We start from the raw sequence: 25,848 nt of genomic DNA, 5'->3' as shown, positions 1-25,848 counted from the left end.
GGGTTGTACCGGGGCAAGCAGGAACAGCGATGGAAAGTCTGAGTGGCATCTCAATGTTCGTGCAGGTTGCCGAAACGCGCAGCTTTACCGAGGCCGCCCGCCAGTTAGGGGTGTCGTCCTCGACCGTGGGCAAAACCATCGCTCGAATGGAAGAGCGCTTGCATGTACGGCTGTTTCATCGCAGTACACGCAGCATCACGTTGACGGCCGAGGGGACCCTGTTCCTTGAGCGATGCCGCCGCATCCTCAGCGAGCTCACCGCTGCCGAGTCCGAGCTGTCAGGCCTGGCTGGCAGTCCGCGTGGACGGCTTCGCGTGGGCACACCTCTACTGGGCGACCTGATGATGCCGGCCTTTGACGGGTTCATGGAGCAGTATCCGGAAGTCGAACTGGATATCGATTTTTGCGACCGCATGGTCGATGTGATCGAGGAGGGGTTCGATGCGGTGATTCGGACCGGCGAGCAAACCGATTCTCGCTTGACCGCGCGCCGCTTGGGTTCCTGTGCACATGTGCTGGTAGCGTCGCCGACCTATCTCAAGCGGCAGGGTGTACCCGCTAATCCGCGTGAACTGGAACGCCATTTGTGCCTGCAACACAAATTCCCCGCAACGGGAAAGCTGGAGCGTTGGCCGCTGCGGCTCGAAGCCTCCGAGGCTGAATTGGTGCTGCCCGCCACGATGACGTCGAACACGATTGAGCCTCTTGCCTATGCCGCAATCCAGGGCAGGGGCATTGCCTTTCTGCCTACCTTCCTGGTGCGCGAAGCGCTGGAAAGCGGCCAGCTGGTCACCGTGCTGGACGATTACATTGACCGCCAGGTCGTCTTCTGGATGCTGTGGCCAGCCAGCCGTTATGCCTCGCCCAAGCTGCGCGTTTTCATTGACTACATGAGTGCGCACTTGCGTATCTGATTCCTCACGCCTCCAGCCTCCAGCCTTAGCTTGCGGTTCGACGCAATAACTCGTCTGCGTTCTTGCAGATGGGGAAATCCCTGCTTAACTCTGAACATATGGTCAACCAGTGACTAATTGGTCACGGCAACCATCGGAGCACCCTCGCGCTGTTGTTGCTTGTCCGTGTTGCCAGATTAAGCCCGAGGAGGCCTATGCGTTGACGCTTGAAAATCACCCTGAGTTATTAATGTATTGGCCTGACACTTCACTGTCAGGTCCACGTGTACTGCTTTCTGCGATAGGGCCCTGTGGGCATCCAAACGCTGTGCGCTTAGTCCAATGGGTTCAAGGAAGTAAATGTCATGATGCCGAAAACTGCCATCGTCGAGATCTGCGGGAAGTACAAGGTTTATACCGAGCACTATCTCAACACAGCCGCTGACAAGACCATCATTCTGGTCAATGGCTCACTGGCAACGACCGCATCTTTTGCCCAAACGGTGCGTTACCTGCAGCCGCGATTCAATGTAGTTCTCTACGACCAGCCCTACGCCGGTCAGTCGAAGGAACACAACCTCCACGGCCAACCGATCCGAAAGGAAGACGAGGCCGCGATATTGCTGGATTTAATCGAACACTTTGGTGCGCACCACGTGTTGTCCTTTTCCTGGGGCGGTGCGGCCACCTTGCTGGCGCTGGCCCAGCGGCCGCAACGAATCGAGAAGGCGGTGATCAGTTCATTCGCAGCGCGGATCAATACGCCGATGCGCGATTACCTGGAGAGCGGCCTGAACCATCTCCAGGCTTGCGACCGCCTCAGTGTCGGTCGCTTGATCAACAGCACGATCGGCAAGCACCTGCCATCGCTGTTCAAACGCTTTAATGACCGCCATGTCAGAAGCCTGGACGAGCACGAGTACAGGCAGATGCATTTCCACGTCAATGAGGTGCTGACCCAAGACACCCATTGCTACGTCGCCTGTGCCGCTGCCATCGAAATACCGCTGCTGTTTGTCAACGGCGAATGGGATGAGTACACCTCGGTCGAAGACGCCCGGCTGTTCGCCGATCATGCGTCTCAGTCCCGGTTCCATATCATCAAGAACGCCGGGCACTTCCTCGATATGGAACATTCGGCGGCCTGGCATGACACCCGGCAGGCCTTGCTCGGTTTTCTGGACCCGGCTTCCAGGAGGCAGGGCCGTGTTGCCTCAGATATCCAGGTCAATCACGTATGAGCGATTAAATTCCGGATTTTCATTAATGCCATTTTTTGCATAGCCCCGGGCGTTGCAAATGACGCGAGTTTTGCCCACCTGGTAGTCAAAGCTCCCATGGGTATGGCCATGCAGCCAAAGTGCCGGCTGCCAGACCTTGATCCGGTCTTCGAGGTCTGAAACAAAACTCGCGTTAATCGGCGAATTCTCAAACAGCGGGCCTATGCTCAACCGTGTCGGTGCAAAATGCGAAACCACCACCGTGGGAGTGGTTCTGTCGCGGGTGAAGCAGTCTTCCAGCCAGGCGACGGTCTGTAAAAAAATCAGTTGGGAAACCGCCGGGCTGAACAGGTCTGGAAAATCGGGCGAGATTTTTATGTGGGTGAAGTCCCGCATGAGCTTCGTAGCCAGATCAACACCCTGTGCCCGATCCTCTGCAGAATCGAAAAGACGATAGTCAGACCACAGCGTGCAACCCAAAAACCGCACGCCGTTGTGGAGATACTCCGAGCGTTCCAATACGTGGATCTGTGTACCTTGCGACAACAAGTTCAAATGTTCGTAGGTAGAGATCAAGTCACTGCCATAAAACTCGTGATTCCCTGCCACGTACACGATCGGAACAGGGCACGACTTGGCCCACTCAATGGCCGCAGACGGACGAGAGATGTCTCCGGCGAGAACGACAATATCGGCATCCACATCGGGAAAAGGTAACGCGTTGACGGACAAGTGGATGTCTGACAGCAAGGCGATGCGCATCGATCAACTCCTACTTATTTTGAATGTCAGCCCCGTTGAACTGACGTCGAGGCGTCGACAACGGGCGTCAAACGCCGCTCCATAATGATCGTGCGCTCGGCCCCGTGAAACTCGTCGCGGATCTTTCGATAACCCAACTTGAAGTAAAAGGCTTCTGCGGTGATGGAGGAGGGGACGCGCAGTACCTCGATTTTTGCGTCCTGGGCGACAGATTGAATCGTTGCCATCAGTTGCCTGCCGAGTCCGCGCCCCTGATGGCCTGGGTCAACGAATACGCTGCGCACAACGTCTTGATCAAGGCTGGCCGTGGCGACCACATGCTTATCGATGGTGGCGACAAAGACCTGGCGTTGGCTCAACAAGGCGCGGATGGCCTCGGTAGAGAAGCTTTTCTCTACTTGGGTGATGACGTCGGGAGGGTAATCCAGGGAATTGGACTGACGCAGCGATTGAATGATGACCTGGCTGATGGCTGTCGCATCGTCAGGGGTGGCGAGTCGAATCTGGTTATTCATTTGAAGACCCCAATCCTTGTGTCCTTACCGAAATCCTTTACCTCGATCTTGAGCGACTATTTGAGCTGCGCACCCCGCGCCGCTAACAACGCCCGCAATACCGACCGATGGCAATGCTCTTCATCTTCGCAATAACAGCCAATTGCCAGTGACGTTTGATGGGACAACGCCGCCAACAAATCGAGCAATTGGCTGGGCGCCGGGTGGTTCATTTCAGTCTTGAACTTGCGCTTGAAGGCTTCCCACGCCTTGGCGTCTTCTGCCGCTTTGGCTTCTGCGACCAGTTCTGCACTGGGAGACAGCAGCGGCTGCCACACGTCATAAAAGTCCCGACTGGCAAACTCGGCCTTCGGCACGCCACGCGGCGGGCGCCGCACCGTGCCCAGGCGCAGGCCTTCATTGGCGGCGCGCGGTGAACCGAGTTGCACAATATGGATGGGCATGGTCGATGTGTTCCCTTATCTCCGCGAGTTTTCGAACCACTCCAGCGCCGTGCGCCAGATGCAGATCCCCAGGAAGTAAGCCGACATCAGCAGCCAAAGCCCCATCACCAGCGGGTTGATCACCGGATGGTTGACCACCAGCGACAAGCTGCACAGCAGCCAGATGGCCGTTACCGCGATGTTGATCGGCATGAACTTGCGCACGCGGAACGGGTGGAGGAACTTCATCCGGGTCACGGTCAACAGCGCCAGGCCGATGATGGTGAGAAAAGTGATCCACGGCGACGGGGCGATGATGTACAGGCACAGGGCGACCACGTTCCAGGCGGCGGGGAAGCCCTGGAAGTAGTTGTCCTTGCTCTTCATGTTGACGTTGCAGAAGCAAAACAGCGACGAGACCAGAATCAGCGACACGGACAGCAGCAGCGTGTAGTCCGGCAAGGGGATGTAACGATAAATGAACAGCGCGGGGATAAACACGTACGTCAGGTAGTCGATGACCAGATCGAGGATCGAGCCATCGAAACTTGGCAGTACCGACTGGACATTGACCTTGCGTGCCAACGCGCCATCCAGCCCATCGACGATCAGGGCGACGCCCAGCCACAGCAGGCAGTTTGTGGCCTGGTTTTCCAGCAGGGCGAGGGTCGCGAGGAAGGCAGTGACCACGCCGGTGGCGGTAAAACCATGGGCGCCCCAAGCTTTGAGCCTGGCGATGTGTAGGGTCGATATCACGGGGGCGTTCTCCAAAAAGTGAAGCAAGCCTGTTATCACCCCTTCAATCGGGGGTGTCGGCAAACCAAGTCAGGTTGCATGTATCGACCGGGTATCCGGGGATAAGGTTCACCATCTGTAAATCTTAGCTGGGCCGCAAAAAAATACCCCGGATAAATCCGGGGGTATTAAATGAAACATCGGCGCAGGGCGATACGTTTTACTCAAGCGCAGTGATCGGCGGATTGATCGGGTGCAGACAGGCTCATTCACAACGCCTTGCTCATGAACACCCGACTCGTGCCTGGCGGGTCGCAAGGCACTTCCCCGAAGCGCTGCCAGCCGTGTTTTTCATAGAACTGCGGGGCCTGGAAACTGAGGGTATAGAGCACCGCCGAGCGGCAACCGCGACGACGGCCTTCGTCCTCGTACGCGTTGAGCAGTCGAGAACCGAGCCCGGAGCCGCGCAGTGACTCGGGCAAGTAGAACAAATCGAGAAACAGCAGACCGAGCGACGTACGCCCGGTAATACCGCCCAGCACCTGATGGGTATCCGGATCGCGGACCGTGACTGCCAGCGACCGGCGGTCGTTGATGCCGGTCATCTGATCATTGAAGGCACTCAGCCCGGCGCTGAGTACGTGCTCGACTTCAGGTTCGATGACGTCGCTGACGACAATCAGGTGGCGGTCCATGTGTTCGTTGATCCTGTGGGCATCGGGTTTGCGAGGGTAGAACACTTGCAGCCGATGGTCATCAGGGTCAAGGGCGATAAGGGGTTCACGTCAGCCAAACGGTGGTGGCGCATTTGCCGGCGAGGACTATCGTTGCCTGACTGGATCACTCCAATCGATGAGGACATCGTCATGAACACCAGCGATCTGCTCGAACAATTACTAAGGGCCGGCCAAGGCTCAATGTCGCAACAGGGTGGCGGTGGCGCGTCGGCCCAAGGTGGTCTCGGCGGTCTCGGTGGATTGCTCGGTGGCCTGTTGGGCGGTGGCGCCGGTTCAAGCGCCGGGGGCGGTGGCCTGGGTGGTTTGCTCGGTGGTCTGCTGGGCGGTGGCTCAGCCGTGGGCGGTTCGACCCAGACCCGCTCGGGGGGCGGCACCAATTACGCGGCACTGGCTTCGCTCGGAATGATGGCATTCCAGGCCTATCAAGCCTGGCAACGCAGCCAGGCCTCGGCGCCGCAACAGGCGCCGCGCACCGTCGACCTGTTGTCCGGCCCGGAAGTCGAGGACCACAGCCATGCGATTCTTCGTGCATTGATTGCGGCGGCGAAGGCCGATGGCCGGATTGATGATGCCGAGAAGCAGATGATCAGCACCGAAATCGGCCGCCACACCGACGACCCAGAGCTCCAGCAATGGCTGGATGACGAAGTCGCGCGGCCGCTGGACGCCGCCGATGTGGCGCAGTCGGCCACGGATTCCGGCATGGCGGCGGAGATGTACCTGGCCAGTGTGATGCTGGTGGACGATCAGCAAGACGCCGAACGTAGCTATCTGGATGAACTGGCTGCGGCGCTGAGTATCGATCCGGAGCTGCAAGTGCATCTGGAGCAACAGGCCAAAGGTGGCGTGGCCTGACGCGGAGCGTGGGAACGATCATGAAAAGACGGTCTGGCCTCTACCGGGATTCAGGGGCTTTCGGCACCAGAAACGTAACGCCGAAGCTCTCGGCAATTGCCAGTATCCGCGGCAAATCCTGCGGCACTTTGAGCTGATCCAGCGCGGCAAAGAACTGACCACCGCGCGGATCAGACACCACGCCGATCATCTTCGCCGTCGCACTGATGTTCTTGTAAGCATGAACAGTCCCAGCGGGTATATGCACATAACCGCCGGGGAAAATGGTGGTGGCATTGCCCGCAACCGTCACTTCCACCTGCCCGTCAATGACGTAGAACGCTTCGTCCCAAGGGTGAAAGTGCGGAGGCGGCCCGCCGCCTTGCACGCCTTCCTGGATATGCATTTCAAACGGCTTGCTCAGATCCCCGCCCGCAAGAATGGTGATGGTCTCACCCACAACACTGACCGGGTCGGGGGTTTTTTCGGGCTCGATGACATGAACCGTTCGCATGATTGCTCTCCGAAGGATGAGTCCACACCCGCTGAGTATATTCACTTGTCTGGCGCCGGGTGCCGAGCCACAAGCCCGTCTGTCCGGGCGATCTCAACGCCGATGGAATTTTCTTCCGGGGGTGTCGCTCTGCTGATGTAGAGACGTGCTGATTGAGCCCCGCCAATGACCCGGATGTCCAATGCCTGCACGCTACACTTAAAGGGCTTGCCGCCGACGAGCAAATCCGGTTTTCGATAGGGAGCCCTTCATGAATCAGGAAGCACAGCTTAGCGCTGCCGATCTAGCCCTGTTGCAACTGGGGCGCCGCTTGCAGGCCGACGGTTACCGTTTCATCACGCCAACGCCGCTGACCCATCAGCGGGTCAATGATCGCGTCTTCGGGCAAAGCGCCCGGACCCTGCGCGAAGTATTTGGCTGGTCGCGATGGTTTGAGCCCGGTCTGTTGTCGGTGGATGAGCAGCGGCAGTTGCAACAGGCAGGCGTGCTCGAGGAATGCAATGGTCGATTGAAAAGTCATGTGCGCTGGTCAAGCCTCGATGACCTGTTGTTCGTGCATTCCGGTTACCCCACTGATGCCGCCGACGCGGTGTTCTTCGGCCCCGACACTTATCGTTTTGCACAACTGATTCACACCCATCTGCAACAGAGCTTCGCGCCGATCAGGCGCGCCGTAGACATTGGTTGCGGCGCTGGCGTCGGAGCGATTGTGATTGCCCGCGCCCGCCGTGAGGCCGAAGTGCTGGCCGTCGACATCAACCCGTTGGCGTTGCGCATGACGGCGGTCAACGTCGCGCTCGCCGAGGTGGCTAACGTCAGCATCGAGGCCAGCGATGTGCTGCAAGACGTCGACGGCCACTTCGACTTGATCGTCGCCAATCCGCCCTACATGGCCGACCCGGCCGAGCGTGCTTACCGGCATGGCGGCGGGGCGCTGGGCGCGCAGTTGTCGTTGCGCATTGTCGAACAAGCCCTGTATCGGTTGGCCCCCGGTGGCTCCCTGGTGTTGTACACCGGCGTGGCGATGATCGATGGTCTCGACCCGTTTCTGGATGCGGTGACTCCGTATCTGGAATCGCCGATGTTCGGCTGGACTTACCACGAACTCGACCCCGATGTGTTCGGTGAAGAACTGTTGACCCCTGGCTATCAGCGGGTGGAACGAATTGCCGTCGTCGCCCTGATTGTCACGCGTATCGGCCCCGGCATCGGGGGCACCGTCACCTCGTCAGCCGGTGCGCCATGAGCAGGAGCCTGGACGATTACAATCGCATGCGCGATTTCTCGGCGACCTCTGAACCGGCCGCCGGTAAACGTTCGGCCAAAAAAACCGCGAAAGACCATGCCTTGCAGTTCTGCATCCAGAAGCACGACGCCTCGCATCTGCATTACGACTTTCGCCTGGAGCTCGATGGCGCACTGAAAAGCTGGGCAGTGCCCAAAGGCCCGTCACTGGACCCCAAGGTCAAGCGCCTGGCGGTGCACGTCGAGGACCATCCGATGGATTACGCCACCTTCGAGGGCAGCATTCCCGAAGGGCATTACGGCGCCGGCGAGGTAATTGTCTGGGACCGTGGGGTATGGATTCCTCAGGACGATCCGGCCGAGGCTTACGCTAAGGGCAAGCTCAAATTCGAGCTGAAAGGCGAGAAGCTCGGCGGCCTGTGGAACCTGGTGCGCACGCACCTGCCGGGCAAGCAGGAGCAATGGTTTCTGATCAAGCATCAGGACGGCGCAGCCAAACCCGAAAGCGATTACGACGTGGTCGTCGCCGAGCCCGACAGTGTGCTCAGTGACCGGACCATCGTTGCCAAAAAGGCGAAGACCGCTGCCAAACCCAAACCCGTCAAAAAACCCGCCACCCCGGCGCGCAAGGAAAAGTCGGCGCCATTGACGGGCGCCCGCAAAGCCAAATTGCCTGACCTGCTCAAACCGGAACTGGCGACGCTGGTCGAAAAGGCCCCGGGCGGCGAGTGGAGCTATGAGATCAAGTTCGACGGCTATCGGATCATGGCCCGCATCGACCACACCGAAGTCAAACTGTTCACCCGCAACGGCCACGACTGGACCCACAAACTGCCCAGACAAGCCGAGGCCTTGGCGGCGCTAGGCCTCGAATCCGCCTGGCTCGACGGGGAAATGGTGGTCGCCGACGAGCAGGGCGTGCCGGACTTCCAGGCCTTGCAAAACGCCTTCGACTCGGGCCGCAGCGGCAACATCGTCTACTACTTGTTCGACATGCCTTACCTCAACGGCGTGGACCTGCGCGAGGTGCCGGTCGAGGAGCGAAGGGTGGCGCTGTCGACCGTGCTAAACCCCAACAAAGAACCGCTGCTGCGCTTCTCCGATGCCTTTAGCGAAGAACCGGAAGCCTTGCTCAACAGCGCCTGCCAAATGCGGATGGAAGGGCTGATCGGTAAGCGTCTGGGCTCGCCTTACGTTTCTCGACGGAGCAGCGACTGGATCAAGCTCAAGTGCAAACATCGGCAGGAATTTGTGGTCGTCGGCTTCACCGACCCGAAAGGCTCGCGCAATGCCTTCGGTGCGCTGCTGCTGGGATTGCATGACCGCGACAGTGGTGAGTTGCGTTACGCGGGCAAGGTCGGAACGGGGTTCAACGAGACGACGCTCAAGCGCATCTACGAGCAACTGAAACCGCTGCAAAGCAAGAAGATTCCGGTGGTCAATCCGCCGAGCGGGTTTGACGCCAAGGGTGTGCACTGGCTCAAGCCCACCCTGCTGGCTGAGGTCGCTTATGCCGAAATGACCAAAGAAGGTTCAGTCCGTCATGCGGTGTTCCATGGCCTGCGTGACGACAAACCTGCCGAAGACATTACCGAGGAGCGTCCGAAAGCCGTGAAGACTTCAGCCGCGAAAAAAACCACTGCCGAAAAACCTTCCACCTCTGCCAAAAAGAAAGCCGCGCCCGCGCCCTCACAAATCGGCCTGGGCGATGGCAAGGTCCGCATCACTCACCCGGACCGGGTCATCGACGCCAGCAGCGGCACCACCAAAGTGCAACTGGCGGAGTATTACGCCAGCGTCGCCGAATGGATTTTGCCCGAGCTCAAGGACCGGCCCGTGGCGCTGGTTCGCGCCCCGGACGGCATCGCCGGTGAACTGTTTTTCCAGAAGAACGCCGAGCGCCTGGCCATTCCGGGGATCACCACCCTGGACAAGGCACTCACCGGCCAACCGGTGATGATCATCAACAACGCCGAAGCCCTGATCGGCGCCGTGCAGATGAGCACCGTCGAGTTGCACACCTGGAACGCCACCTCGGACAACCTCGACAAACCCGACCGCTTCGTCCTCGACCTCGACCCGGACCCGGCGCTGCCCTGGAAAAGCATGGTCGAAGCCACCCAGCTGACCCTGTCGGTGCTCGATGAACTGGGGCTCAAGGCGTTCATCAAGACCAGCGGCGGCAAAGGGATTCACCTGGTGGTGCCACTGACTCGCAAGCTGGGCTGGGATGAGGTGAAGGACTTCAGCCACGCGATCGTCAGCCACATGGCCAAGTTGCTGCCGGAGCGTTTTTCCGCTGTGTCAGGACCGAAGAACCGGGTAGGGCGGATCTTCATCGATTACCTGCGCAACGGCCTCGGTGCCACGACCATCTGCGCCTACGCCGTGCGCACCCGCGAAGGGCTGCCGGTGTCGGTGCCGATCTTTCACGAGGAGGTGGGCGAGCTCAAGGGTGGCAATCAGTGGAACATCCACACTGTGCATGAGCGCTTGGCCGAGGTCGGCGACGAGCCTTGGACGGATTTGAAGAAAACCCGGCAGTCGATCACCGCCGAGATGCGGCGGCGGGTCGGAATGAAAAAATAGCGGTTGGGGTGAACACGATCGGTGTAGGAGCTGGCGAAGGCTCGGGCCGCGTTCGGACGATCTTGGCGACGGTTGTTACACCGACAAAATCAAGATCAAAAGATCGCAGCCTGCGGCAGCTCCAGGATCAGCGCATCACCAGTAAGTCCGGCGTGTATGCCGAGCCGGCGTTTGCGATTGCCTTTAAAGATGCGGCGTATGGCTTTGCCACGATGCAGGCGAAGAACAAGCAGTTGGCGTTTATGCTGGGGATTCAGGACAAGTCGATTCAGATCAAGGGTAACCCGGCGCTGGTGATCTGGTTCCAGGGGTTGACTAAGTATTTGAAGCCGAGAAAGAGGCCGGCGACTGCCCGTTGAGAAACTGGCTTTGTGGCTCGACGGGTCAGTGATTTGGCTTTTAAAGAATGGTTTGCTGTCATTTGTTACAGATGTAATGGGTTGAGTCTCCGTGTTCCACTGTGGTCATGTCCCTAGAGGGGACATCCTTTTACACCACGATGGAGCGCGCTCATGGATCAGATAAAAACAAATACAGCAGGTACTCTCGATCCGTCCTTTGGTAGGGATGGCGTGGTGAAGCTGCCGTTCCCTGACATTGTCGGAGGCATTCCGACGGCTGTTCTCGCTTTGCCAAATAACAAATTACTTATCGCTGTTAGCTTAACGGAAGCGCAAAATTCACCGGCCAAGGTGATACGGCTGAATAAGGCTGGAGAGATCGATTATTTGTTTGGCGCGGGCGGTTTCGTCGATATCCCTTTCGGGGGTGAGGGACGGTTTGTGCCATTACGACTGCGTCCGCTTCAAAAACGCGGATGGGTGATTGTTGGCATGGTAGAAGAAAACCCAGGTGATATTTTCGTCAATCTGGCCATCGTCCGCCAGTTTGAAGATGGACAGCTGGATGCTTCATTTGGTAATGACGGTAAAGTCATCCTTAAAATCTACGAACTTTTGGATAGCTGTGTCGGAGCTGACGCCAGGTTTTTTACTCGCCGTCACAACGAAAAGTCAGCTGAGACGCACGGTGAGATTCCGGAATTTGTTGCTGTGTCGGCAGTCGAGCAACAGGACGGGAAACTCGTCTTGGTCAGCACAGTTTTCTTTGAATTCGACAATTCGCTGGGGATTGTGCTGCGTCTTGATGTTGATGGCTCGCTGGATAAGACCTTCAATCAGACAGGCTTTGTATTCGTCAATCTTCCAGGCGTGACGCATTCTTGGACATATGCTCAGGGTGTCGCAATTCAGGAGGACGGGAAGGTTTTGGTCTGTGGTGATTTCATCCGTAATGAGACGGGTGCGTTCGTCGAGGCTTATGTGCTGCGCTACCTTCAGGACGGAACAGTCGATTCGGAATACGGTGCTAGCGGTTTGGTGGCCATCAAAGGTAACGGAACAAAATTCTCCCTTGAAGCGATGGCGCTAAAACCGGACGGAGGGATCGTCGCCGCCGGCACCTCGGGAACTCATGACAAAGAGACAGGATTGCTCGTCGTTCTAAACCCTGGCGGGGATTTCCACCACGGCTTCAACAATGGAAAGCCAGTGATCTCTGATTTCCTGCCGAATGGATTGTCCTGGCGGCGGTGTGCATTGCAGACGGATGGAAAAATCATCGTCACCGGGCAGGGCGGCGGTCAGTCTCTCGATGAAAATAGCACGATGGTAACTGCCCGCTATCTCGCCGATGGCTCCCTGGATCAGTTGTTTGGAGATGATGGTTGGGCCGACTTCAATGATGGTGCAGGGCTAGTTCTCCACAAGGACAGCGTAGTTACGGTAGGCAATCAGGTCGTAGTTTGCGGCCGTATCATCAATCCCGTTCAGGGAAATGTGGTCCGTTACTTGGGATGAGCTGGTCAGCTAGACCTCGAGGGATTCTTCGCGAGCAAGCCCGCTCCCACACTGGACCGAGTGCAGCAGGCCGGTGAGGTAGGTCAGGCCGGCTTCCGGGCGCTCGGTCCGCGGTATGGCGCGGGTCAGGCCTTTACATGCCTGGCTTGGTGGCGCTGCAGCATAACAAGGCGATCATGGCCATGAAGGATCGCTTGAAGGCCAACGGCAAGGCCCTCAAGCAGATCACCTGTGCAGCGATGCGCAAGCTGCTGCATTTCGTTTACGGCGTGCTCAAGTCGGGTCAACCCTATGACCCGAAACTTGTGCTTGCCCGGTGAGGTTCAAGACGGTATCTACGGGGGGTTACTTGATAAATGCCTGTAGGTCACTGGTCAGCTTGTCGATCGCCACTTTGAAATCCTTGGTGGTGATCTTCTGGCTCTCGTTCGACAGTTGGCTGCCAAATACCTTGCGCACCACTTTGGCCACAGTTTGATTGGTTTTTGCGTCGATGAACTCGGCCTCGATGAACAGGTTGGTGTCCTGGTCCCGGTGACCGGTGGCGGCCTGTGTAGCTCCGACTACAGCCGCAACCGGCACCACTTCATACCACTTCATGCCTTCGTTGGAGGCACTCACCCCGGTGATCGCCGCGCGCATGATCAAGGTTTTTGAACCGGCCGGCGCTGATTTTGCGCTCGACACCACCCGATATTTCTGGCCCAGCACGCCTTTGGCCTTACTGGTCATGTAGTTCTGCAACTCGTCCAGGGTTTGCTGGTTAACCCGCTCAGTGGGCTTGGGCGCCGGGTAGAGCTCCAGCTTGTTGAAGGCCACGGTGTCATACGCATTCGGGTTCCATGACGGGCTCACCCAGCGCATGGCTTTCTCGCCACTGGTGGTCGTCACTTCTTCCAGGTTGTTGTAGTTGGACAGGAAACCGGAATACTGCTCACGCTCGGTGACTTTCGAGGTGCAACCGCCGAGCAGCAGGCTGGCCAGCGCAGCGCCAATAAACAGTTTTCGGGACACGTTCATAGTGGTGTTTGCTCCATGGATGAAATCGTTTTTTTTCAGTAGCAGGGCATCAGAAGCGCCAGGTCATGTTGCCGGTCAAGGCCTGAATCCAGGCATTGTCGAACTGACCGGAAGTTCTAATACCCGACGTGGATTTGGTCTGGTCCACCGGCAAATCGCCCAACCAGACCATGGCCCAGCTGACATTAACGTCGGTGACCTTGTTCAGAGCATAGGTGGCTCCGGCCGCAATGCGCCAGGATTCGCCCATGGGAACGGTAAAAGTTCGGTTTCCGTCCGAAACGGCGCTGCTGTCGTACGCCACACCGACGTTCCATAGCAGTTGCGGCGTGGCCTGATACTGCGCGCCGAGCGCCAGTTGCCAGGTGTCTTTGAAATGGGCGTCTACCGTCGTCGATTGAGCGCCAAACGCTGCGGTGTCGACTTGCACCGCGATATCGCCAAACTCTGACCAGTCCTGCCAGTTGACCGAGGCCAGCAGGGCCCATTGCGGGTCGAGTTGCTGGAACAGACTCAGCGTTGCAGTTTGCGGTACGGTCATGTCGAGTTGGGTGTTCAGGCCATCCAGGCGATCCAGAGCGGGCCCGTCGCCTTTGACGTCCAGCCCGTCCTCGAACTCCAGATCGACCTTGCTGGTGTAGGCAAGGCCGATGCGGGTGCCGGGTTGCGGGGCATAGATCACACCCACATTCGCGCCGAAACCCCAATCGTTGTCCTTGTATTTGAATTGGCCGTCGCTACGGTCGGTGAAGCCGAAAGGCGAGCGGTCGATCGCGGTTTGGGCTTGCAACATGCCGTACATGGCTTTCACGCCGACGCCCACCGACCATTGCTCGTTAAAGCGATAAGCCACGCTGGGCACGAAAGACAAACCGGCGAGGCTGGCGTTTTGCGCGAAGTAGCGCCCGGACCATTCGTTATCGTAATTGGCCGCCAGGCCAAAGTCAGCGTACTGGCCGAAGCCAACGCTCCAGTGATCATCGAGTTGATGGCTGATGAAAAAACTACCGCCGGGAATCGTGTCGAGGGCGTTACCACTGCCAGTGCCGGTGCCATTGGTGTTTGAGTCGCGATCGAAGCTCAGGTCGCCGTAGAGAACCTGCAATCCACCGGTGATCTGTGTGCCGGGCAGATAACTCATGCCCGCCGGGTTACTTGCGATGGTCGAAGGCCCTTGAGCACGGGCCGCGGCACCGGCGTTGGCCAGGCCGGCGTTATCGGTGCCGATTTCATAGAGCATGATGCCGCCGGCGTAAGCGTGCTGACTGCACAGGGCACACAGGGTAATGGCGGGCAGGGCGGATGTTTTTATCTGCATGGGGTCACCTCAGCAAATGTCCGTCATGAACGCGGGTGGCGAGCGCTGGCCACCCGCGAATTCAACTGCTTACTTGCCCATGGCCGCCCGGGCTGCTTCGATCTTGGCTTTGACGGCCTCGAGGTTGAAGCTCGCGCCTTTTTGCATGGGCGGGAACTCAACCGCTGATTCAGCCAGTTTGACCACCTGCTGCTGCACAAACACAAATCGCCAGAACTGGAATTTGAACCACTCGAAATACTCCAGCGAGCCATTGGCCGCCATGTTTTCCGGCCATCCGGCGCGTTCGAACGGGTCGAGGCGCAGGTTGGTCAGGATCGGCACGTCCAGCGTGGTTTTTGCCCCTAGCCAGCCACCAGGCTGGTCAATGAAGCGGTACTTGAAGTCATCGATACGAATCGCGCCCAGCGTGCTTTCGCCAAAATAGAAAATTTCATGGCGATTGGACGGACCTTTGCCGGTAATCATCGGTGTCTGGTCATAGCCGTCCAGGTGCACTTTGTAAGTGGTATCGCCCAGTTGTTTGCCCTTGAGCAATTCTGCGGTGATGTTCGGGTTGCCCGCCGCCGCGACCAGGGTCGGGAACCAGTCCATGCCTGACATGATGCCGTTGGCCACCTGGTTAGCAGGTACCTTGCCCGGCCAGCGAATGATCGCCGGAGCCCGGAAACCACCTTCCATCACCGTGCCTTTACCCATGGCAAACGGCGTGGTGCCGCCATCCGGCCAGGTAAAAGTTTCAGCGCCGTTGTCCGTGGTGAAAATCACGATGGTGTTGTCATCCATGCCGTCTTTTTTCAGCTTGGCCATCACGTCGCCGACGATGTCGTCGATCTGCGCCATGCCGGCTTCCTGTTCCGACCAGCCATTTTGCGCATTGCGCATGGCTTGGTACTTGTCGGAGAGGTGAGTGACGATGTGCATGCGGGTCGGGTTGAGCCAGAGAAAGAACGGTTTGTTGTCCTGCTTGGCCTTGTCGATGAAGGTGAAGGCCTTGTCGCGAATCTCGTCATCGACGGTTTTCATCCGGTCCGGATAGAGGGTGCCGGCGTCTTCGATTTTCTGTTTGCCGACCTTGCCCCAGCGCGGCATCACGGTCGTGTCGTCAGTCGTCGTGGCCCAGCTGTGAACCATGTTCCGTGGGCCGACGGTGGGCAGAAGATCTTGTGGATAGTTGGGGTGCGCCGGGTCTTCCATGGCGTCGAGGTGGTAGAGATAACCGAAGAATTCGTCGAAACCATGCACGGTCGGCAGGAATCCGTTCAAGTCGCCCAAGTGGTTCTTGCCGAACTGGCCGGTGGCGTAGCCCATGGACTTGAGTGTGGTGGCGATGGTGACGGCTTCGGCGGGAATACCAATGGGAGAACCGGCCTGCCCGACAGTCGTCATCCCGGTACGGATCGGCAGTTCGCCGGTAATGAAGTTGGCGCGCCCAGCGGTACAACTGGCCTCGGCGTAGTAGTCGGTGAAACGCATGCCTTCAGCAGCGAGCTGGTCGAGGTTGGGTGTTCGACCGGCCATCATGCCCTGGTTGTAGACACCGATATTGGACCAGCCAATATCGTCGCCCATGATGACGACAATGTTGGGGACTGTTTTGTCGGCAGCTTGAGTGATGCCGGGGAGAACCATTGCAGACAGAAATAAGGGGACGGCAAACACTGAGGATAGCTTTGTCCGGTTCATATCGAGCTCCTGCGCATTAGCGTTGGTACTCTGAGACGAGCCCCCGACCGCCCAGGAAATTTTGGATCCCCCGCGAAGAGCGTAGGTAAGAATTGTGAAATTTCCAGTAATTGGTTTTTCGGCCGAAGGCCTTGTTTCATGGGCTTTACAGCTTTTCGTGGATTCGGATGATTGCTGACACTTCAACCAGACGAATTCCTCAATCCGTGCCTGGACCGACCAAATGGGATGTGTTATTCGAAGTGCGGGAGGGCATGAGGCGGCGAGCCCGGCTCGCCGCCCCAACGACTATTGCTTGCCGACAGCGGCCGCCAGCAGCGGCGCTATCTGTTCATCGGTCAGTGCCGCCTGGACCTCCATGGTCATGAGGTCGCTCCATTCCAGCACCCACTTCTGAATGTCTGCCGGATCACTGGCCTCTGCCACGCCAAAACCGGATGCACCACCGACGGCGTGCCAGCGTCCCAGCATTTTGACGCCAGTGGGTGGAGCACCCCCGGTCTTGAGGAAACGCCCGATCGCGCTGTTACGATTTGCCGAGCTGATAGACCAACTGACTATGAATAACATTTGCCACCTCCTGCTACGGATTGGCACCTGTTGCTCTTCGCGCACCTGGCGGGTGCCGGGACCACGGTCACGCTTGAGTGTCCAGCTTCATCCCTGACTGGCTTGAAACCACTGCTCCCATGAGAAGGCATAGCAGCGGGCCAGACTCTGCGTATGACCGCTGATCCTGTTTCGTTGCATGGCAACGAATTTTGCAGGTGCTTCGAGGACGATGTTCATGGGGCTGATTTCACGCATCGCGCAACAGGTCGTTGGCGTTGAGCAGCTCGTAGGCAATCTCCGGGCGCTTCTCCAGTGCGCGGCGAATCGCGGCCGGGATCGACTGACGGGTTTTGCGGCATAGCCCCGGTTGTTCGCCAAGGTTAATACCGATACCGCGCATGGTGCGTACTTCGTTGAAACTGGGAACGATGTCCACGCGGATGCCCAACTGCTCGTACATTCGCTGTTGCAGACGCTCGAGGTCACTCAGGCTCTGGAGGTTTTCCAGGCGTTCAACCAGGCGCTTTTCTTCCGAACGGGTCAGAAACAGGATGCGCACGTCCGCCCCCGGTGTTTCCAGCAACGGGTCACGCCCGCAGTCGCAGGCGCCGGGCGGGCAGGGTTGGCGGATCGGAGGCGTGGTGGTCATGGGGTTCAATCATAGAGTGCTCCAATCGGGTTTGCCCATAGGGTTTTTGCCCTTCTGGCGAACGAGACACGCCGGGTCTAGGCTTAAGAGTCGTGCACAGGCCAAGGAGCGGGATCAATGAAAGTCAACGCGAGTGTTTTCTGCCTGTTGTTCACCCTTGCGCTGGCCCCGGGCGCTCGTGCCGACGATCCGCCAACACCGGACGCCACCCCGACGATCAACCCGCAAGTGGTCGATAAACTCATCGATATGGGCACCTACCTACGCAGTCTGCCGACGTTTCAGGTCGACGCCGACGTGTCCCGGGATACCGTTCTGGAGTCCGGCCAGAAGATCAAGACCGAGGCCTCCACTGTCTTGAAAGTGGTGGGGCACGATCGGATGTATGCCAAGACGGAAGGCGATGTTCGAACGCGAGAGTTCTTCTACAACGGCAAGAAACTGACCCAGTATTCACCGTTTCTCAAGTACTACACCACCGTGGATGCGCCGCCTGAAGTCTCCGATACGCTGCACTTGATAGAAAACCATTACGGGATTCAGGTGCCCATGGAGGACCTGTTTCTGTTTGGCAGCGATCAGGCACAGATCGATGCGCTGAAAGAGGCGCTGTATGTCGGCCCGTCGACGATCAAGGGGCAATTGTGTGATCACCTGGCCTTTCGGCAGGAGGGCGTTGACTGGCAGTTGTGGATCACCCGATCCGACAAGCCCTTGCCGTGCAAACTGGTGATCACTACCACCGATGAGCCGGGTTTTCCGGAATACAGCGCGGTGTATCGCTGGAACCTGAAGCCGGGCATCAAGGACTCGATCTTCACCTTCGCACCGCGTAAGGGCGATGTGGCGATTCCTTTGAAGAAAGCCAGTGATCAGGGAGGGGAATGACATGAACAGGACGATGTCGTGGAGCCTGTTGTTATCGTTCGTAACCACCTCGGTACTGACGCTGAGCCTGGTCACTTATGTGGATGCCAGACCCCAGCGCGCCCAAGGGCACGCCAGGGCATCGGTCAATCGTGCGCCACCGCCCTCGGCCCAAAGGGCTCAGCGCGTCAACACCGGCAATACCGCGCAACGCGCTACCAACGTCAACGCGGGCAATCGGGCCAATGCCGGCAACAGAGTCAATACCGGAGATCGGGCCAATACCGACAACAGAGTCAATTCTGGAAATCGGGTCAATGCTGGCAACACAGTCAACTCTGGCAATCGGGCCAATACCGGCAACACGGTCGGCAACCGAACCAACGTCAACAACAGCAACCGTAACGTCAACATCGACAACAGTCGCGACGTGGACATCGACGTAGACGGGAATGGCCGCTATGGCTACGACGATCACTACCATCCGATCGCCACGGCGGCGGCCGTCACCGCAACGGTCGCGGTGACAGCTGCGGTGGTCGGATCGATCTTCACGCCAGCGCAATTGCCCCCCAGTTGCGTGCAAGTCATCCAGTACAACACGGCTTACATGCAGTGCGGTTCCACCTGGTATCAACCGCAGTATCAGGGCAGCGATGTGACGTATGTCGTGGTTAATGCGCCTTGAGTGGGGGGGATCACATTCCGACCGCTTGATTTTAGAGGAGACGCAGCATGGAGCGGTTCACGGGTGGTTGCCTGTGCGGCAACGTCCGAATTGAGGCGTCGGGACTGCCATACCGGGTCGGCCTTTGTCACTGCCTCGACTGCCGCAAGCATCATGGGGCGCTTTTTCATGCTTCCGCGATATTCCCTCAGAGTGCGGTGACGATCGAAGGCGAAACACGCGATTACGCTGGGCGGTTTTTCTGTCCCCGCTGCGGCTCGTCCGTTTTTGCGCGCACCGACGACGAAATCGAAGTGAACCTGGGGTCCCTGGATGCCCCTGACCAACTGATGCCAACCTACGAAAGCTGGATCGTGCGTCGCGAGTCCTGGTTGCCGCCGTTTCCTCTCACGAGACGATACGAGCGCGACCGTGACGCCACGAGTCGCTTTGAGGGGTAGGTGCCGATACTTGAACCGGGTCTGGAGCGTTGTATGAAAGTGGGCGTGATTTCCGATACCCATGGCTTGCTCCGCGCCGAAGCCCTTGCTGCACTGCAGGGGTGTGAACGGATTATTCACGCGGGCGACATCGGCAACCCCGAAATCCTCGATCAACTGGCATCAATAGCCCCGCTGCACGTGGTCCGTGGGAACAATGATCTGGACGCCCCTTGGGCAGAAAATCTTGCCGACTGCTTATGTTTCGACCTGAACGGATGGCAGACCTTGCTGGTACATGACAGTGCCGATGTCCCAGCTGTACTTGATGCAGACATAAAGCTGGTGATCACCGGCCATTCGCACAAGCCCCGCATAGAATGGCGCGGCGAACAGCTCTACCTCAATCCTGGCAGCGCGGGACGCCGGCGCTTCAAGCTGCCGGTGACGCTGGCTCTGCTTGAGGTGCTTGAGACCTCAATTGAGCCGCGTCTGATCTCGCTAGTGGAATGAGCTACCAAACTGGGCGTTCCACACTGAGTTTTCCAGCCGCTATATACTCGACGGCCCCTTTACCCCCTCAAGCAAGAGACACCCATGGCAAACCACGACCTCACCTTTCTCCCCGATCCTGATCCGCAATCCATCTCCTCGGATGTCGCCGGTTTCGGCGGCCTGCTGGTCTCCACTCAGATCCCCACTCGCGCCGACGGCAGCCTGGAGCTGGGCGACATCACCCTGCAAAGCGAATGCACTCTGCAGGCACTCAAGGTTGCGCTGGAGCACGCCGGCAGTTCCATGGACCGGGTTCTGCATCTGACCATCTACCTCACCGACATGGCCGACCGCGCCGCCTTCAACGAGGTCTACCAGCGCTTCTTCGCCAAGCCCTGGCCGGTTCGGGCCGCCGTTGGCGTGGCCTCCCTGGCGGTTGAAGGCATGCGCGTGGAAGTCACCGCGATGGCGGCCAAGGGCTGAGTCCGCGGACTTGAAGGATGGCTTTTATTGGCCGTCTACGAGGCGAGGCAGCCCCAAGGGATTAACCTCGCGCAATGACTCAGGCAATAGCGCATCAGGAAAACCCTGGTAGGACACCGGGCGCAAAAAGCGTTCGATCGAGGTCATGCCAACCGAGGTGAAGCGGCTGTCCGACGTTGCCGGAAACGGTCCACCGTGGATGGTGGCGAAAGACACCTCCTGAGGATGCGCGAAGGCGTTGACAACGATTCGCCCGGTGCGCCGCTCCAGGACCGGCAGCAAGCGATGAGCCAGTGGCATATCGCGCTCATCAAGGTGCATGGCGGCGCTGAGCTGGCCCTTGAGCGAACGAGCGACGGCGAGCAGTTCATCCTCATCCTTGACGTTCACCAGCAGGGCTGAAGGACCGAATACTTCTTGCGCAAGTACCGTCTCGGTCAGGAAACGTTGGCCGTCGACTTCATGCAACACCGATCGGCCATCAAAATCCGCACTGCAAGCCAAGCCTTCGGCGACGCGATTTGCACCGGAGCGCTCCATCGCGGCGAGGCCGCTCAAGTAGGATGCATGAATACCCGGCGTCAGCATCGTGCGCGCCGATGCTTCGGTGACGCGCTTGACCATGGCGGCGCGCAGCGCTTCAAAACCAGCGCCATTGATCGCGATAAGGAGGGCGGGTCTGAGGCAAGCTTGCCCCACATTGACCAGCATGCGCTCGATAAAGCCATCACCGATTTGCGCTCCACCCGCAGCCAGCGCATGGGGCAGGATGAACGTGGGGTTGACGCTGGTCATCTCGGTGAACACGGGAATGGGATCAGGGCGTTGCTGCGCACGCCGGTACAGCGCCATGCCGCCACCCTCCGAGCCGGTGAACGTCACGGCCTTGATCAACGGATGATCGACCAAGGCTTCGCCGATCGTGTTGCCACTGCCACGCACCATCGAGAAAACACCCTCAGGCAGTCCGTTCTCTTGCACCGCCTTGCGGATGGCACGCGCCTGAATTTCTGATGCGCCTGGATGAGCGTTATGCGCCTTCACGATGACGGTCGCGCCGGCCGCCAACGCTGAAGCGGTATCGCCACCGGCGACCGAATATGAAATGGGAAAGTTGCTCGCGCCGAAAATAGCCACCGGGCCGATCGCCATTTTCTGAAGTCGATGATCCATGCGTGGGCGAGGCTGACGATGAGGCTGTGCCGGATCGATGGCTAACTCGAGGAAACGTCCTTTGCGTACGACATCCGCGAATTGGCGAAACTGGGTGGCGGCTTTTGCCGCTTCGCCCTCAAGCTGAGCCTCAGGCAGGCCCGTTTCGAGCGCGGCCCGTGCGGCAAGCTCATGGCGGACAGCGTCGAGATTGTCGGCAATGCTTTCCAGGAACGCCGCACGGCGGGCGAGCGAGGTATGGCTGTAACGGTCGAATGCTTCGTCGGCGAGCGTCGCAGCCTGGTCGACTTCCGCCACGCCACCGAATGCGAAATCCGGTTCGATCCACTGGTTGGTTGCGGGGTTGAGCGCCTTCATGGTCCCTTCAGTGGCCGGGACTTCGTTTGCGCCAATGATGAGGTTTCCCGTCAATTTCATGGTGAGTTACCCCTGCTGTGCCAGGGACGCGATCAACTCGTCCGTCGCCACAATGGCGTGGGCGAACGTGGGACCGTTGAGTTCATGCGCGGCATGCATCATTTCCGGTTTGAAGGCAGCGGTCGCATCACGCACCAGTGTGACGTGGTAGCCGAGTTCCACGGCGTAGCGCGCTGTTGCCTCGATGCAGGTATTCGCCAGCAGGCCAACGATGATCACGTGCGTGATGCCTTTCTGCTTGAGGCGAAAATCAAGGTCGGTATTGGCAAAGCCACTCGAGCCCCAATGTTCCTGAACGACGATGTCACCCTCCTTTGGCGCAAAATCGGGGTGCCATTCGCCGCCCCATTCCCCGCGTGCGAAGTGATGCATGTGCATGACCTTGCACTGGGTGGGGCTTGGATGATCCCAGCCTTCGTAGTCGCCTTGCTCCCAACGGCGGTGCGGTACGATGACCACCGGAATGTCGAGTGCACGGACGGTACGGTCGAGGGCGCGCAGATTGTCGAGCAGGCCGACTTGCTCGGCAATCGGCTCGATCAAGGGGTAGATCTTTCCGCCTTCCGACAGGAAATCATTGTAAGGATCGACCAGCAGATACGCGGTTCTGTTGAGGGGATAAATGGCTTTGGACATGGCGATTTTCTCCAGGGATTTTGGATGACCCGTGCCGTGGGCTTGTCTTGGTACGCTGTAGATATGATAATCATAGTAATTGTAGAAGAGGCAAGTCCTTATGTCGGTAAACACAAGTGCTGCTCAAACCCTGTGCCCAATTGCACGGGCTGAGGCGGTCGTGGGGGATCGCTGGACCGTACTGGTCCTGCGTGAGTTGTTTATGGGGAGCCATCGATTCGACGAGATCCAGGCGCAGACTGGAGGAACCCCGCAAATGATCGCGGCGCGCCTGAAAAACATGGAGGCTGACGGGCTCGTCGCACGCCGTCCTTACAACGAGCGGCCGCCGCGCTACGAATATCACCTCACCCCGAAAGGGCAGGCCTTCTATTCGGTGGTCCTTGCGCTGCGAGCCTGGGGTGAAACCTGGTGCAAGTCGCCGGAAGAGGAGTTGGCGGTCGTTTATACCCACAAGACCTGTGGCCAGCCCGCCGGACTAGGGCCGCTTTGCGAACATTGCGGCGAACTCTTGCGCCGTGAAGAGCTGCTCAGCGAGCCGAGCGCCGCCTATATCGAAGAACGAAACGCACGGCGTGAGGCTTTCAAAGGGGGGCGAATCCAGCAGTAAGGAGGGAATCGACAGTGTTCGTTGCTCCCTGAACTTGTTGGTCAGCATGGTAGGACGAGCGCACCAGAGGACCGGATGCAACGTTCTTGAAGCCCATCCGCGTACCTTCCTCAGCGAACCAGGCGAACACGTCCGGGTGCACGAAACGCTGGACCGGCAAGTGGCTGCGCGACGGTTGCAGGTACTGGCCGAGGGTGAGCATGTCGACATCGTGCTCACGCATGCGCTGCATGACTTCGATGACTTCCTCGTCGGTCTCGCCAAGGCCCAGCATCAGGCCGGACTTGGTGGGTACACGCGGGACCATTAGCTTGAACTTCTGCAGCAGATCCAGTGACCACTCGAAATCCGAACCCGGCCGCGCGGCTTTGTACAGGCGCGGGACGGTCTCAAGATTATGGTTGAACACATCGGGTGGCTCAGTGGCGGTGATCGCCAGGGCAACGTCCATCCGGCCACGGTAATCCGGCACCAGTGTTTCCAGTTGCACGCCTGGCGACAGCTTGCGGATTTCGCGCAGGCAATCGACGAAATGCTGGGCGCCGCCGTCGCGCAAGTCGTCGCGGTCCACCGAGGTGATCACCACGTACTTCAGGCGCAGGTCGGCGATGGCCACGGCGAGGTTCATCGGTTCTTCGGCGTCCAGCGGTTTTGGCCGGCCGTGGCCGACGTCGCAGAACGGGCAACGGCGGGTGCAGATGTCACCCATGATCATGAAGGTCGCCGTGCCACCGGAAAAACACTCGCCGAGGTTCGGGCAGGAGGCTTCTTCACAGACGCTGTGCAGCTTGTGTTTGCGCAGCAGCTGTTTGATCCGGTCGACCTCGGGGGAGATCGGAATGCGCACGCGAATCCAGTCGGGTTTGCGTGGGAACTCATCGGTCGGGATGATCTTCACCGGAATTCGCGCGACCTTTTCTGCACCGCGCAGTTTGACCCCGACTTGCATTTTTACCGGTGCTTTGCCGGTCGATTCCACAAGTACGCTCATGTGTAGTGTTCTTCTGTTCGAGTGGGGGAGGCGAGTTCGGTAGCTGAACCTGTGGGAGCGAGCCTGCTCCGGGCGGCGTTCCGACGATGGCGGTTGATCATTCAACATTGATGTCGACTGTCACTCCGCAATCGCGAGCAGGCTCGCTCCCACAAAGATTGTGCTGCGCAATCAGTCGCGGTAGACAGGGAAATCAGAGCACATCGCGGCAGCCTGGCTGGCGACCTGGGCCTCGACATCGGCATCGCCGAGGTGATCGAGAATGTCGCAGATCCATCCCGCTAGCTCGATGCTCTGGGCTTCCTTGAAACCACGGCTGGTGATCGCTGGCGTGCCGATGCGCAGGCCGGAGGTCACGAACGGCGATTGCGGATCGTTCGGCACAGCGTTCTTGTTCACGGTGATACCGGCGCGGCCGAGGGCGGCGTCGGCGTCTTTGCCGGTCAGGCCCTGACGAATCAGGCTGACCAGGAACAAGTGGTTGTCGGTCCCGCCCGACACCACGTCGTAGCCTCGATCAATGAAGACTTTAGCCATTGCCTGGGCGTTGCGGATCACTTGCGCCTGATAGGTCTTGAAGGCTGGCTCCAGCGCTTCTTTGAAGCACACAGCCTTGGCCGCGATGACATGCATCAACGGGCCACCCTGACCGCCGGGGAACACCGCTGAGTTGAGTTTTTTCTCCAGTTCCGGATTGGCCTTGGCCAGGATCAGGCCGCCGCGCGGACCGCGCAGAGTCTTGTGGGTTGTGGTGGTGACGACATCGGCAAAGGGAATCGGGTTCGGGTACAGACCGGTCGCCACCAGCCCGGCAACGTGGGCCATATCGACAAACAGATAAGCGCCGACCTTGTCGGCAATCGCCCGGAAGCGTGGGAAGTCCAGGGTCTTCGAATAGGCGGAGAAGCCGGCGATGATCATTTTCGGCTGGTGCTCGACGGCGAGGCGTTCGACTTCGTCGTAATCGATCAGCCCGGTCGCGGTGTCGATGCCGTATTGAACGGCGTTGTACAACTTGCCGGAAAAGCTGACTTTGGCGCCGTGGGTCAGGTGACCGCCGTGGGCCAGGCTCATGCCCAACACGGTGTCGCCGGCTTGCAGCAACGCCAGATAGACCGCTGCGTTCGCTTGGCTGCCGGAGTGCGGCTGGACGTTGGCGTAATCGGCGCCGAACAGTTGTTTGGCGCGGTCGATGGCCAATTGTTCGACCACGTCGACGTGTTCGCAACCGCCGTAATAGCGCTTGCCCGGATAGCCTTCGGCGTACTTGTTGGTCAGACCGCTGCCTTGCGCCTCCATCACCCGTTGGCTGGTGTAGTTTTCCGAGGCGATCAACTCGATGTGGTGCTCTTGCCGTGCGTCCTCGGCGTTCATCGCCGCCAGCAGTTCGTCGTCGTAGCCTTTGATCTGGTCGTGTTTGCTGAACATGGTGGAGTCCTCTGTTGTTCTCTGAATGGGCTGACGTGCACCTGTAGGAGCTGTCGAGTGAAACGAGGCTGCGATCTTTTGACGTTGATGT

29 protein-coding genes are annotated in these 25,848 nt (G+C 58.8%); 14 read left to right on the top strand and 15 right to left on the bottom strand.

Annotated elements, in window-relative coordinates:
* The first annotated feature begins 29 nt into the window (after positions 1-29).
* Complete coding sequence (locus ACYZTZ_RS16035) at positions 30-914, top strand: LysR family transcriptional regulator (protein ID WP_461998936.1); 885 nt, start codon at positions 30-32, stop codon at positions 912-914.
* Positions 915-1,258: 344 nt separating this feature from the next.
* Complete coding sequence (locus tag ACYZTZ_RS16030) at positions 1,259-2,134, top strand: alpha/beta fold hydrolase (protein ID WP_461998935.1); 876 nt, start codon at positions 1,259-1,261, stop codon at positions 2,132-2,134.
* On the opposite strand, the gene ACYZTZ_RS16025 is transcribed toward ACYZTZ_RS16030, so the two are convergent.
* The 5 genes from ACYZTZ_RS16025 to ACYZTZ_RS16005 all read right to left on the bottom strand — a co-directional run bounded on the left by ACYZTZ_RS16025 (position 2,108) and on the right by ACYZTZ_RS16005 (position 5,242).
* On the bottom strand, positions 2,108-2,875 hold the full coding sequence (locus tag ACYZTZ_RS16025) for a metallophosphoesterase (RefSeq protein ID WP_461998934.1): 768 nt from the start codon (positions 2,873-2,875) through the stop codon (positions 2,108-2,110). The genes ACYZTZ_RS16030 and ACYZTZ_RS16025 overlap by 27 nt on opposite strands.
* Before the next feature lie 26 nt (positions 2,876-2,901).
* Positions 2,902-3,390 carry a GNAT family N-acetyltransferase gene (locus tag ACYZTZ_RS16020; protein ID WP_461998933.1) on the bottom strand — a complete coding sequence of 163 codons (489 nt, stop codon included), beginning with the start codon at positions 3,388-3,390 and terminating at the stop codon, positions 2,902-2,904.
* 56 nt (positions 3,391-3,446) lie between these two features.
* Positions 3,447-3,833, bottom strand: coding sequence for a DUF488 domain-containing protein (locus ACYZTZ_RS16015; protein ID WP_461998932.1), 387 nt, complete (start codon positions 3,831-3,833; stop codon positions 3,447-3,449).
* Between the two features lie 15 nt (positions 3,834-3,848).
* Complete coding sequence (gene pcsA / locus ACYZTZ_RS16010; protein ID WP_046046557.1) at positions 3,849-4,568, bottom strand: phosphatidylcholine synthase; 720 nt, start codon at positions 4,566-4,568, stop codon at positions 3,849-3,851.
* A gap of 248 nt (positions 4,569-4,816) precedes the next feature.
* On the bottom strand, positions 4,817-5,242 hold the full coding sequence (locus ACYZTZ_RS16005; protein WP_436274204.1) for a GNAT family N-acetyltransferase: 426 nt from the start codon (positions 5,240-5,242) through the stop codon (positions 4,817-4,819).
* Between the two features lie 171 nt (positions 5,243-5,413).
* On the opposite strand from ACYZTZ_RS16005, the gene ACYZTZ_RS16000 reads away from it, so the two are divergent.
* Complete coding sequence (locus ACYZTZ_RS16000) at positions 5,414-6,139, top strand: tellurite resistance TerB family protein (RefSeq protein ID WP_461998931.1); 726 nt, start codon at positions 5,414-5,416, stop codon at positions 6,137-6,139.
* 40 nt (positions 6,140-6,179) lie between these two features.
* Here ACYZTZ_RS16000 and ACYZTZ_RS15995 read toward each other — a convergent pair whose 3' ends face one another.
* Positions 6,180-6,632 carry a cupin domain-containing protein gene (locus ACYZTZ_RS15995; RefSeq protein WP_461998930.1) on the bottom strand — a complete coding sequence of 151 codons (453 nt, stop codon included), beginning with the start codon at positions 6,630-6,632 and terminating at the stop codon, positions 6,180-6,182.
* 250 nt (positions 6,633-6,882) lie between these two features.
* Here ACYZTZ_RS15995 and ACYZTZ_RS15990 point away from each other — a divergent pair, with 250 nt between their 5' ends.
* From ACYZTZ_RS15990 to ACYZTZ_RS15970, 5 genes are all read left to right on the top strand, one after another.
* Positions 6,883-7,878, top strand: coding sequence for a methyltransferase (locus ACYZTZ_RS15990; protein WP_461998929.1), 996 nt, complete (start codon positions 6,883-6,885; stop codon positions 7,876-7,878).
* On the top strand, positions 7,875-10,466 hold the full coding sequence (gene ligD / locus ACYZTZ_RS15985) for a DNA ligase D (RefSeq protein WP_461998928.1): 2,592 nt from the start codon (positions 7,875-7,877) through the stop codon (positions 10,464-10,466). The genes ACYZTZ_RS15990 and ligD overlap by 4 nt, the downstream gene beginning before the upstream one ends.
* Positions 10,394-10,825, top strand: coding sequence for a hypothetical protein (locus ACYZTZ_RS15980; RefSeq protein WP_461998927.1), 432 nt, complete (start codon positions 10,394-10,396; stop codon positions 10,823-10,825). Before ligD ends, ACYZTZ_RS15980 begins: the two co-directional genes overlap by 73 nt.
* 153 nt (positions 10,826-10,978) lie before the next feature.
* Positions 10,979-12,325 (top strand): NHL repeat-containing protein, encoded by a 1,347-nt coding sequence (locus ACYZTZ_RS15975; protein ID WP_461998926.1) that lies wholly within the window; start codon positions 10,979-10,981, stop codon positions 12,323-12,325.
* Between the two features lie 137 nt (positions 12,326-12,462).
* Complete coding sequence (locus tag ACYZTZ_RS15970) at positions 12,463-12,645, top strand: hypothetical protein (protein ID WP_461998925.1); 183 nt, start codon at positions 12,463-12,465, stop codon at positions 12,643-12,645.
* 25 nt (positions 12,646-12,670) lie between these two features.
* Here the strand turns inward: ACYZTZ_RS15970 and ACYZTZ_RS15965 are convergent, their stop codons facing one another.
* The 5 genes from ACYZTZ_RS15965 to ACYZTZ_RS15945 form a co-directional block, all read right to left on the bottom strand.
* Positions 12,671-13,345 (bottom strand): DUF3313 domain-containing protein, encoded by a 675-nt coding sequence (locus tag ACYZTZ_RS15965; protein ID WP_461998924.1) that lies wholly within the window; start codon positions 13,343-13,345, stop codon positions 12,671-12,673.
* Between the two features lie 49 nt (positions 13,346-13,394).
* Positions 13,395-14,663: an OmpP1/FadL family transporter gene (locus ACYZTZ_RS15960; RefSeq protein WP_461998923.1), complete on the bottom strand. Its 1,269-nt coding sequence runs from the start codon at positions 14,661-14,663 to the stop codon at positions 13,395-13,397.
* 69 nt (positions 14,664-14,732) lie between these two features.
* On the bottom strand, positions 14,733-16,349 hold the full coding sequence (locus ACYZTZ_RS15955) for an arylsulfatase (RefSeq protein ID WP_461998922.1): 1,617 nt from the start codon (positions 16,347-16,349) through the stop codon (positions 14,733-14,735).
* Positions 16,350-16,637: 288 nt separating this feature from the next.
* Positions 16,638-16,919 carry a DUF3303 domain-containing protein gene (locus ACYZTZ_RS15950; protein WP_461998921.1) on the bottom strand — a complete coding sequence of 94 codons (282 nt, stop codon included), beginning with the start codon at positions 16,917-16,919 and terminating at the stop codon, positions 16,638-16,640.
* A gap of 229 nt (positions 16,920-17,148) precedes the next feature.
* Complete coding sequence (locus ACYZTZ_RS15945; RefSeq protein WP_129436701.1) at positions 17,149-17,550, bottom strand: hypothetical protein; 402 nt, start codon at positions 17,548-17,550, stop codon at positions 17,149-17,151.
* 117 nt (positions 17,551-17,667) lie between these two features.
* On the opposite strand from ACYZTZ_RS15945, the gene ACYZTZ_RS15940 reads away from it, so the two are divergent.
* From ACYZTZ_RS15940 to ACYZTZ_RS15920, 5 genes are all read left to right on the top strand, one after another.
* Complete coding sequence (locus ACYZTZ_RS15940) at positions 17,668-18,438, top strand: DUF2092 domain-containing protein (RefSeq protein WP_461998920.1); 771 nt, start codon at positions 17,668-17,670, stop codon at positions 18,436-18,438.
* Between the two features lies 1 nt (position 18,439).
* Positions 18,440-19,105 carry a hypothetical protein gene (locus tag ACYZTZ_RS15935; RefSeq protein WP_461998919.1) on the top strand — a complete coding sequence of 222 codons (666 nt, stop codon included), beginning with the start codon at positions 18,440-18,442 and terminating at the stop codon, positions 19,103-19,105.
* 47 nt (positions 19,106-19,152) lie between these two features.
* The gene (locus tag ACYZTZ_RS15930) at positions 19,153-19,545 is read left to right on the top strand and encodes a GFA family protein (RefSeq protein WP_461998918.1); all 393 of its coding nucleotides are present in this window, start codon (positions 19,153-19,155) and stop codon (positions 19,543-19,545) included.
* A gap of 33 nt (positions 19,546-19,578) precedes the next feature.
* A complete protein-coding gene (locus tag ACYZTZ_RS15925) occupies positions 19,579-20,037 on the top strand; it encodes a metallophosphoesterase family protein (RefSeq protein WP_461998917.1) in 459 nt (152 codons plus the stop codon).
* Between the two features lie 84 nt (positions 20,038-20,121).
* A complete protein-coding gene (locus ACYZTZ_RS15920) occupies positions 20,122-20,502 on the top strand; it encodes a RidA family protein (protein ID WP_074877808.1) in 381 nt (126 codons plus the stop codon).
* Between the two features lie 24 nt (positions 20,503-20,526).
* Here ACYZTZ_RS15920 and ACYZTZ_RS15915 read toward each other — a convergent pair whose 3' ends face one another.
* Positions 20,527-22,092 (bottom strand): aldehyde dehydrogenase (NADP(+)), encoded by a 1,566-nt coding sequence (locus tag ACYZTZ_RS15915; RefSeq protein ID WP_461998916.1) that lies wholly within the window; start codon positions 22,090-22,092, stop codon positions 20,527-20,529.
* Between the two features lie 6 nt (positions 22,093-22,098).
* Positions 22,099-22,728: a cysteine hydrolase family protein gene (locus ACYZTZ_RS15910; RefSeq protein WP_461998915.1), complete on the bottom strand. Its 630-nt coding sequence runs from the start codon at positions 22,726-22,728 to the stop codon at positions 22,099-22,101.
* A gap of 100 nt (positions 22,729-22,828) precedes the next feature.
* Between ACYZTZ_RS15910 and ACYZTZ_RS15905 the strand changes: the two genes are divergently transcribed.
* Positions 22,829-23,338 (top strand): winged helix-turn-helix transcriptional regulator, encoded by a 510-nt coding sequence (locus ACYZTZ_RS15905; protein WP_461998914.1) that lies wholly within the window; start codon positions 22,829-22,831, stop codon positions 23,336-23,338.
* On the opposite strand, the gene lipA is transcribed toward ACYZTZ_RS15905, so the two are convergent.
* Together lipA and glyA are read right to left on the bottom strand one after the other, a co-directional pair.
* Positions 23,313-24,329 carry a lipoyl synthase gene (gene lipA, locus ACYZTZ_RS15900; RefSeq protein WP_461998913.1) on the bottom strand — a complete coding sequence of 339 codons (1,017 nt, stop codon included), beginning with the start codon at positions 24,327-24,329 and terminating at the stop codon, positions 23,313-23,315. The two genes, ACYZTZ_RS15905 and lipA, sit on opposite strands and share 26 nt — an antisense overlap.
* Before the next feature lie 171 nt (positions 24,330-24,500).
* Positions 24,501-25,757 (bottom strand): serine hydroxymethyltransferase, encoded by a 1,257-nt coding sequence (gene glyA / locus ACYZTZ_RS15895; protein WP_461998912.1) that lies wholly within the window; start codon positions 25,755-25,757, stop codon positions 24,501-24,503.
* Between the last annotated feature and the right edge of the window lie 91 nt (positions 25,758-25,848).

Source organism: Pseudomonas sp. LB3P58, assembly GCF_054897895.1.
The sequence above is the reverse complement of the archived record's forward strand: the minus strand, read 5'-3'. Positions and strand labels throughout refer to the sequence as shown.

Excerpts from the sequence above, each read along its gene's own strand:
- ACYZTZ_RS16000 (WP_461998931.1), top strand. The coding sequence starts at position 5,414 with ATGAACACCAGCGATCTGCTCGAACAATTACTAAGGGCCGGCCAAGGC.
- ACYZTZ_RS15915 (WP_461998916.1), bottom strand. The coding sequence starts at position 22,092 with ATGAAATTGACGGGAAACCTCATCATTGGCGCAAACGAAGTCCCGGCC.
- ACYZTZ_RS16025 (WP_461998934.1), bottom strand. The coding sequence starts at position 2,875 with ATGCGCATCGCCTTGCTGTCAGACATCCACTTGTCCGTCAACGCGTTA.
- ACYZTZ_RS15965 (WP_461998924.1), bottom strand. The coding sequence starts at position 13,345 with ATGAACGTGTCCCGAAAACTGTTTATTGGCGCTGCGCTGGCCAGCCTG.
- lipA (WP_461998913.1), bottom strand. The coding sequence starts at position 24,329 with ATGAGCGTACTTGTGGAATCGACCGGCAAAGCACCGGTAAAAATGCAA.
- ACYZTZ_RS15930 (WP_461998918.1), top strand. The coding sequence starts at position 19,153 with ATGGAGCGGTTCACGGGTGGTTGCCTGTGCGGCAACGTCCGAATTGAG.
- ACYZTZ_RS16005 (WP_436274204.1), bottom strand. The coding sequence starts at position 5,242 with ATGGACCGCCACCTGATTGTCGTCAGCGACGTCATCGAACCTGAAGTC.
- ligD (WP_461998928.1), top strand. The coding sequence starts at position 7,875 with ATGAGCAGGAGCCTGGACGATTACAATCGCATGCGCGATTTCTCGGCG.
- ACYZTZ_RS16030 (WP_461998935.1), top strand. The coding sequence starts at position 1,259 with ATGATGCCGAAAACTGCCATCGTCGAGATCTGCGGGAAGTACAAGGTT.
- ACYZTZ_RS16035 (WP_461998936.1), top strand. The coding sequence starts at position 30 with ATGGAAAGTCTGAGTGGCATCTCAATGTTCGTGCAGGTTGCCGAAACG.
- ACYZTZ_RS15920 (WP_074877808.1), top strand. The coding sequence starts at position 20,122 with ATGGCAAACCACGACCTCACCTTTCTCCCCGATCCTGATCCGCAATCC.
- ACYZTZ_RS15905 (WP_461998914.1), top strand. The coding sequence starts at position 22,829 with ATGTCGGTAAACACAAGTGCTGCTCAAACCCTGTGCCCAATTGCACGG.
- ACYZTZ_RS16020 (WP_461998933.1), bottom strand. The coding sequence starts at position 3,390 with ATGAATAACCAGATTCGACTCGCCACCCCTGACGATGCGACAGCCATC.
- ACYZTZ_RS15955 (WP_461998922.1), bottom strand. The coding sequence starts at position 16,349 with ATGAACCGGACAAAGCTATCCTCAGTGTTTGCCGTCCCCTTATTTCTG.
- glyA (WP_461998912.1), bottom strand. The coding sequence starts at position 25,757 with ATGTTCAGCAAACACGACCAGATCAAAGGCTACGACGACGAACTGCTG.
- ACYZTZ_RS15935 (WP_461998919.1), top strand. The coding sequence starts at position 18,440 with ATGAACAGGACGATGTCGTGGAGCCTGTTGTTATCGTTCGTAACCACC.
- ACYZTZ_RS15925 (WP_461998917.1), top strand. The coding sequence starts at position 19,579 with ATGAAAGTGGGCGTGATTTCCGATACCCATGGCTTGCTCCGCGCCGAA.
- ACYZTZ_RS15995 (WP_461998930.1), bottom strand. The coding sequence starts at position 6,632 with ATGCGAACGGTTCATGTCATCGAGCCCGAAAAAACCCCCGACCCGGTC.
- ACYZTZ_RS15950 (WP_461998921.1), bottom strand. The coding sequence starts at position 16,919 with ATGTTATTCATAGTCAGTTGGTCTATCAGCTCGGCAAATCGTAACAGC.
- ACYZTZ_RS15990 (WP_461998929.1), top strand. The coding sequence starts at position 6,883 with ATGAATCAGGAAGCACAGCTTAGCGCTGCCGATCTAGCCCTGTTGCAA.
- ACYZTZ_RS15975 (WP_461998926.1), top strand. The coding sequence starts at position 10,979 with ATGGATCAGATAAAAACAAATACAGCAGGTACTCTCGATCCGTCCTTT.
- ACYZTZ_RS15970 (WP_461998925.1), top strand. The coding sequence starts at position 12,463 with ATGCCTGGCTTGGTGGCGCTGCAGCATAACAAGGCGATCATGGCCATG.
- ACYZTZ_RS15940 (WP_461998920.1), top strand. The coding sequence starts at position 17,668 with ATGAAAGTCAACGCGAGTGTTTTCTGCCTGTTGTTCACCCTTGCGCTG.
- ACYZTZ_RS15910 (WP_461998915.1), bottom strand. The coding sequence starts at position 22,728 with ATGTCCAAAGCCATTTATCCCCTCAACAGAACCGCGTATCTGCTGGTC.
- ACYZTZ_RS16015 (WP_461998932.1), bottom strand. The coding sequence starts at position 3,833 with ATGCCCATCCATATTGTGCAACTCGGTTCACCGCGCGCCGCCAATGAA.
- ACYZTZ_RS15945 (WP_129436701.1), bottom strand. The coding sequence starts at position 17,550 with ATGACCACCACGCCTCCGATCCGCCAACCCTGCCCGCCCGGCGCCTGC.
- ACYZTZ_RS15960 (WP_461998923.1), bottom strand. The coding sequence starts at position 14,663 with ATGCAGATAAAAACATCCGCCCTGCCCGCCATTACCCTGTGTGCCCTG.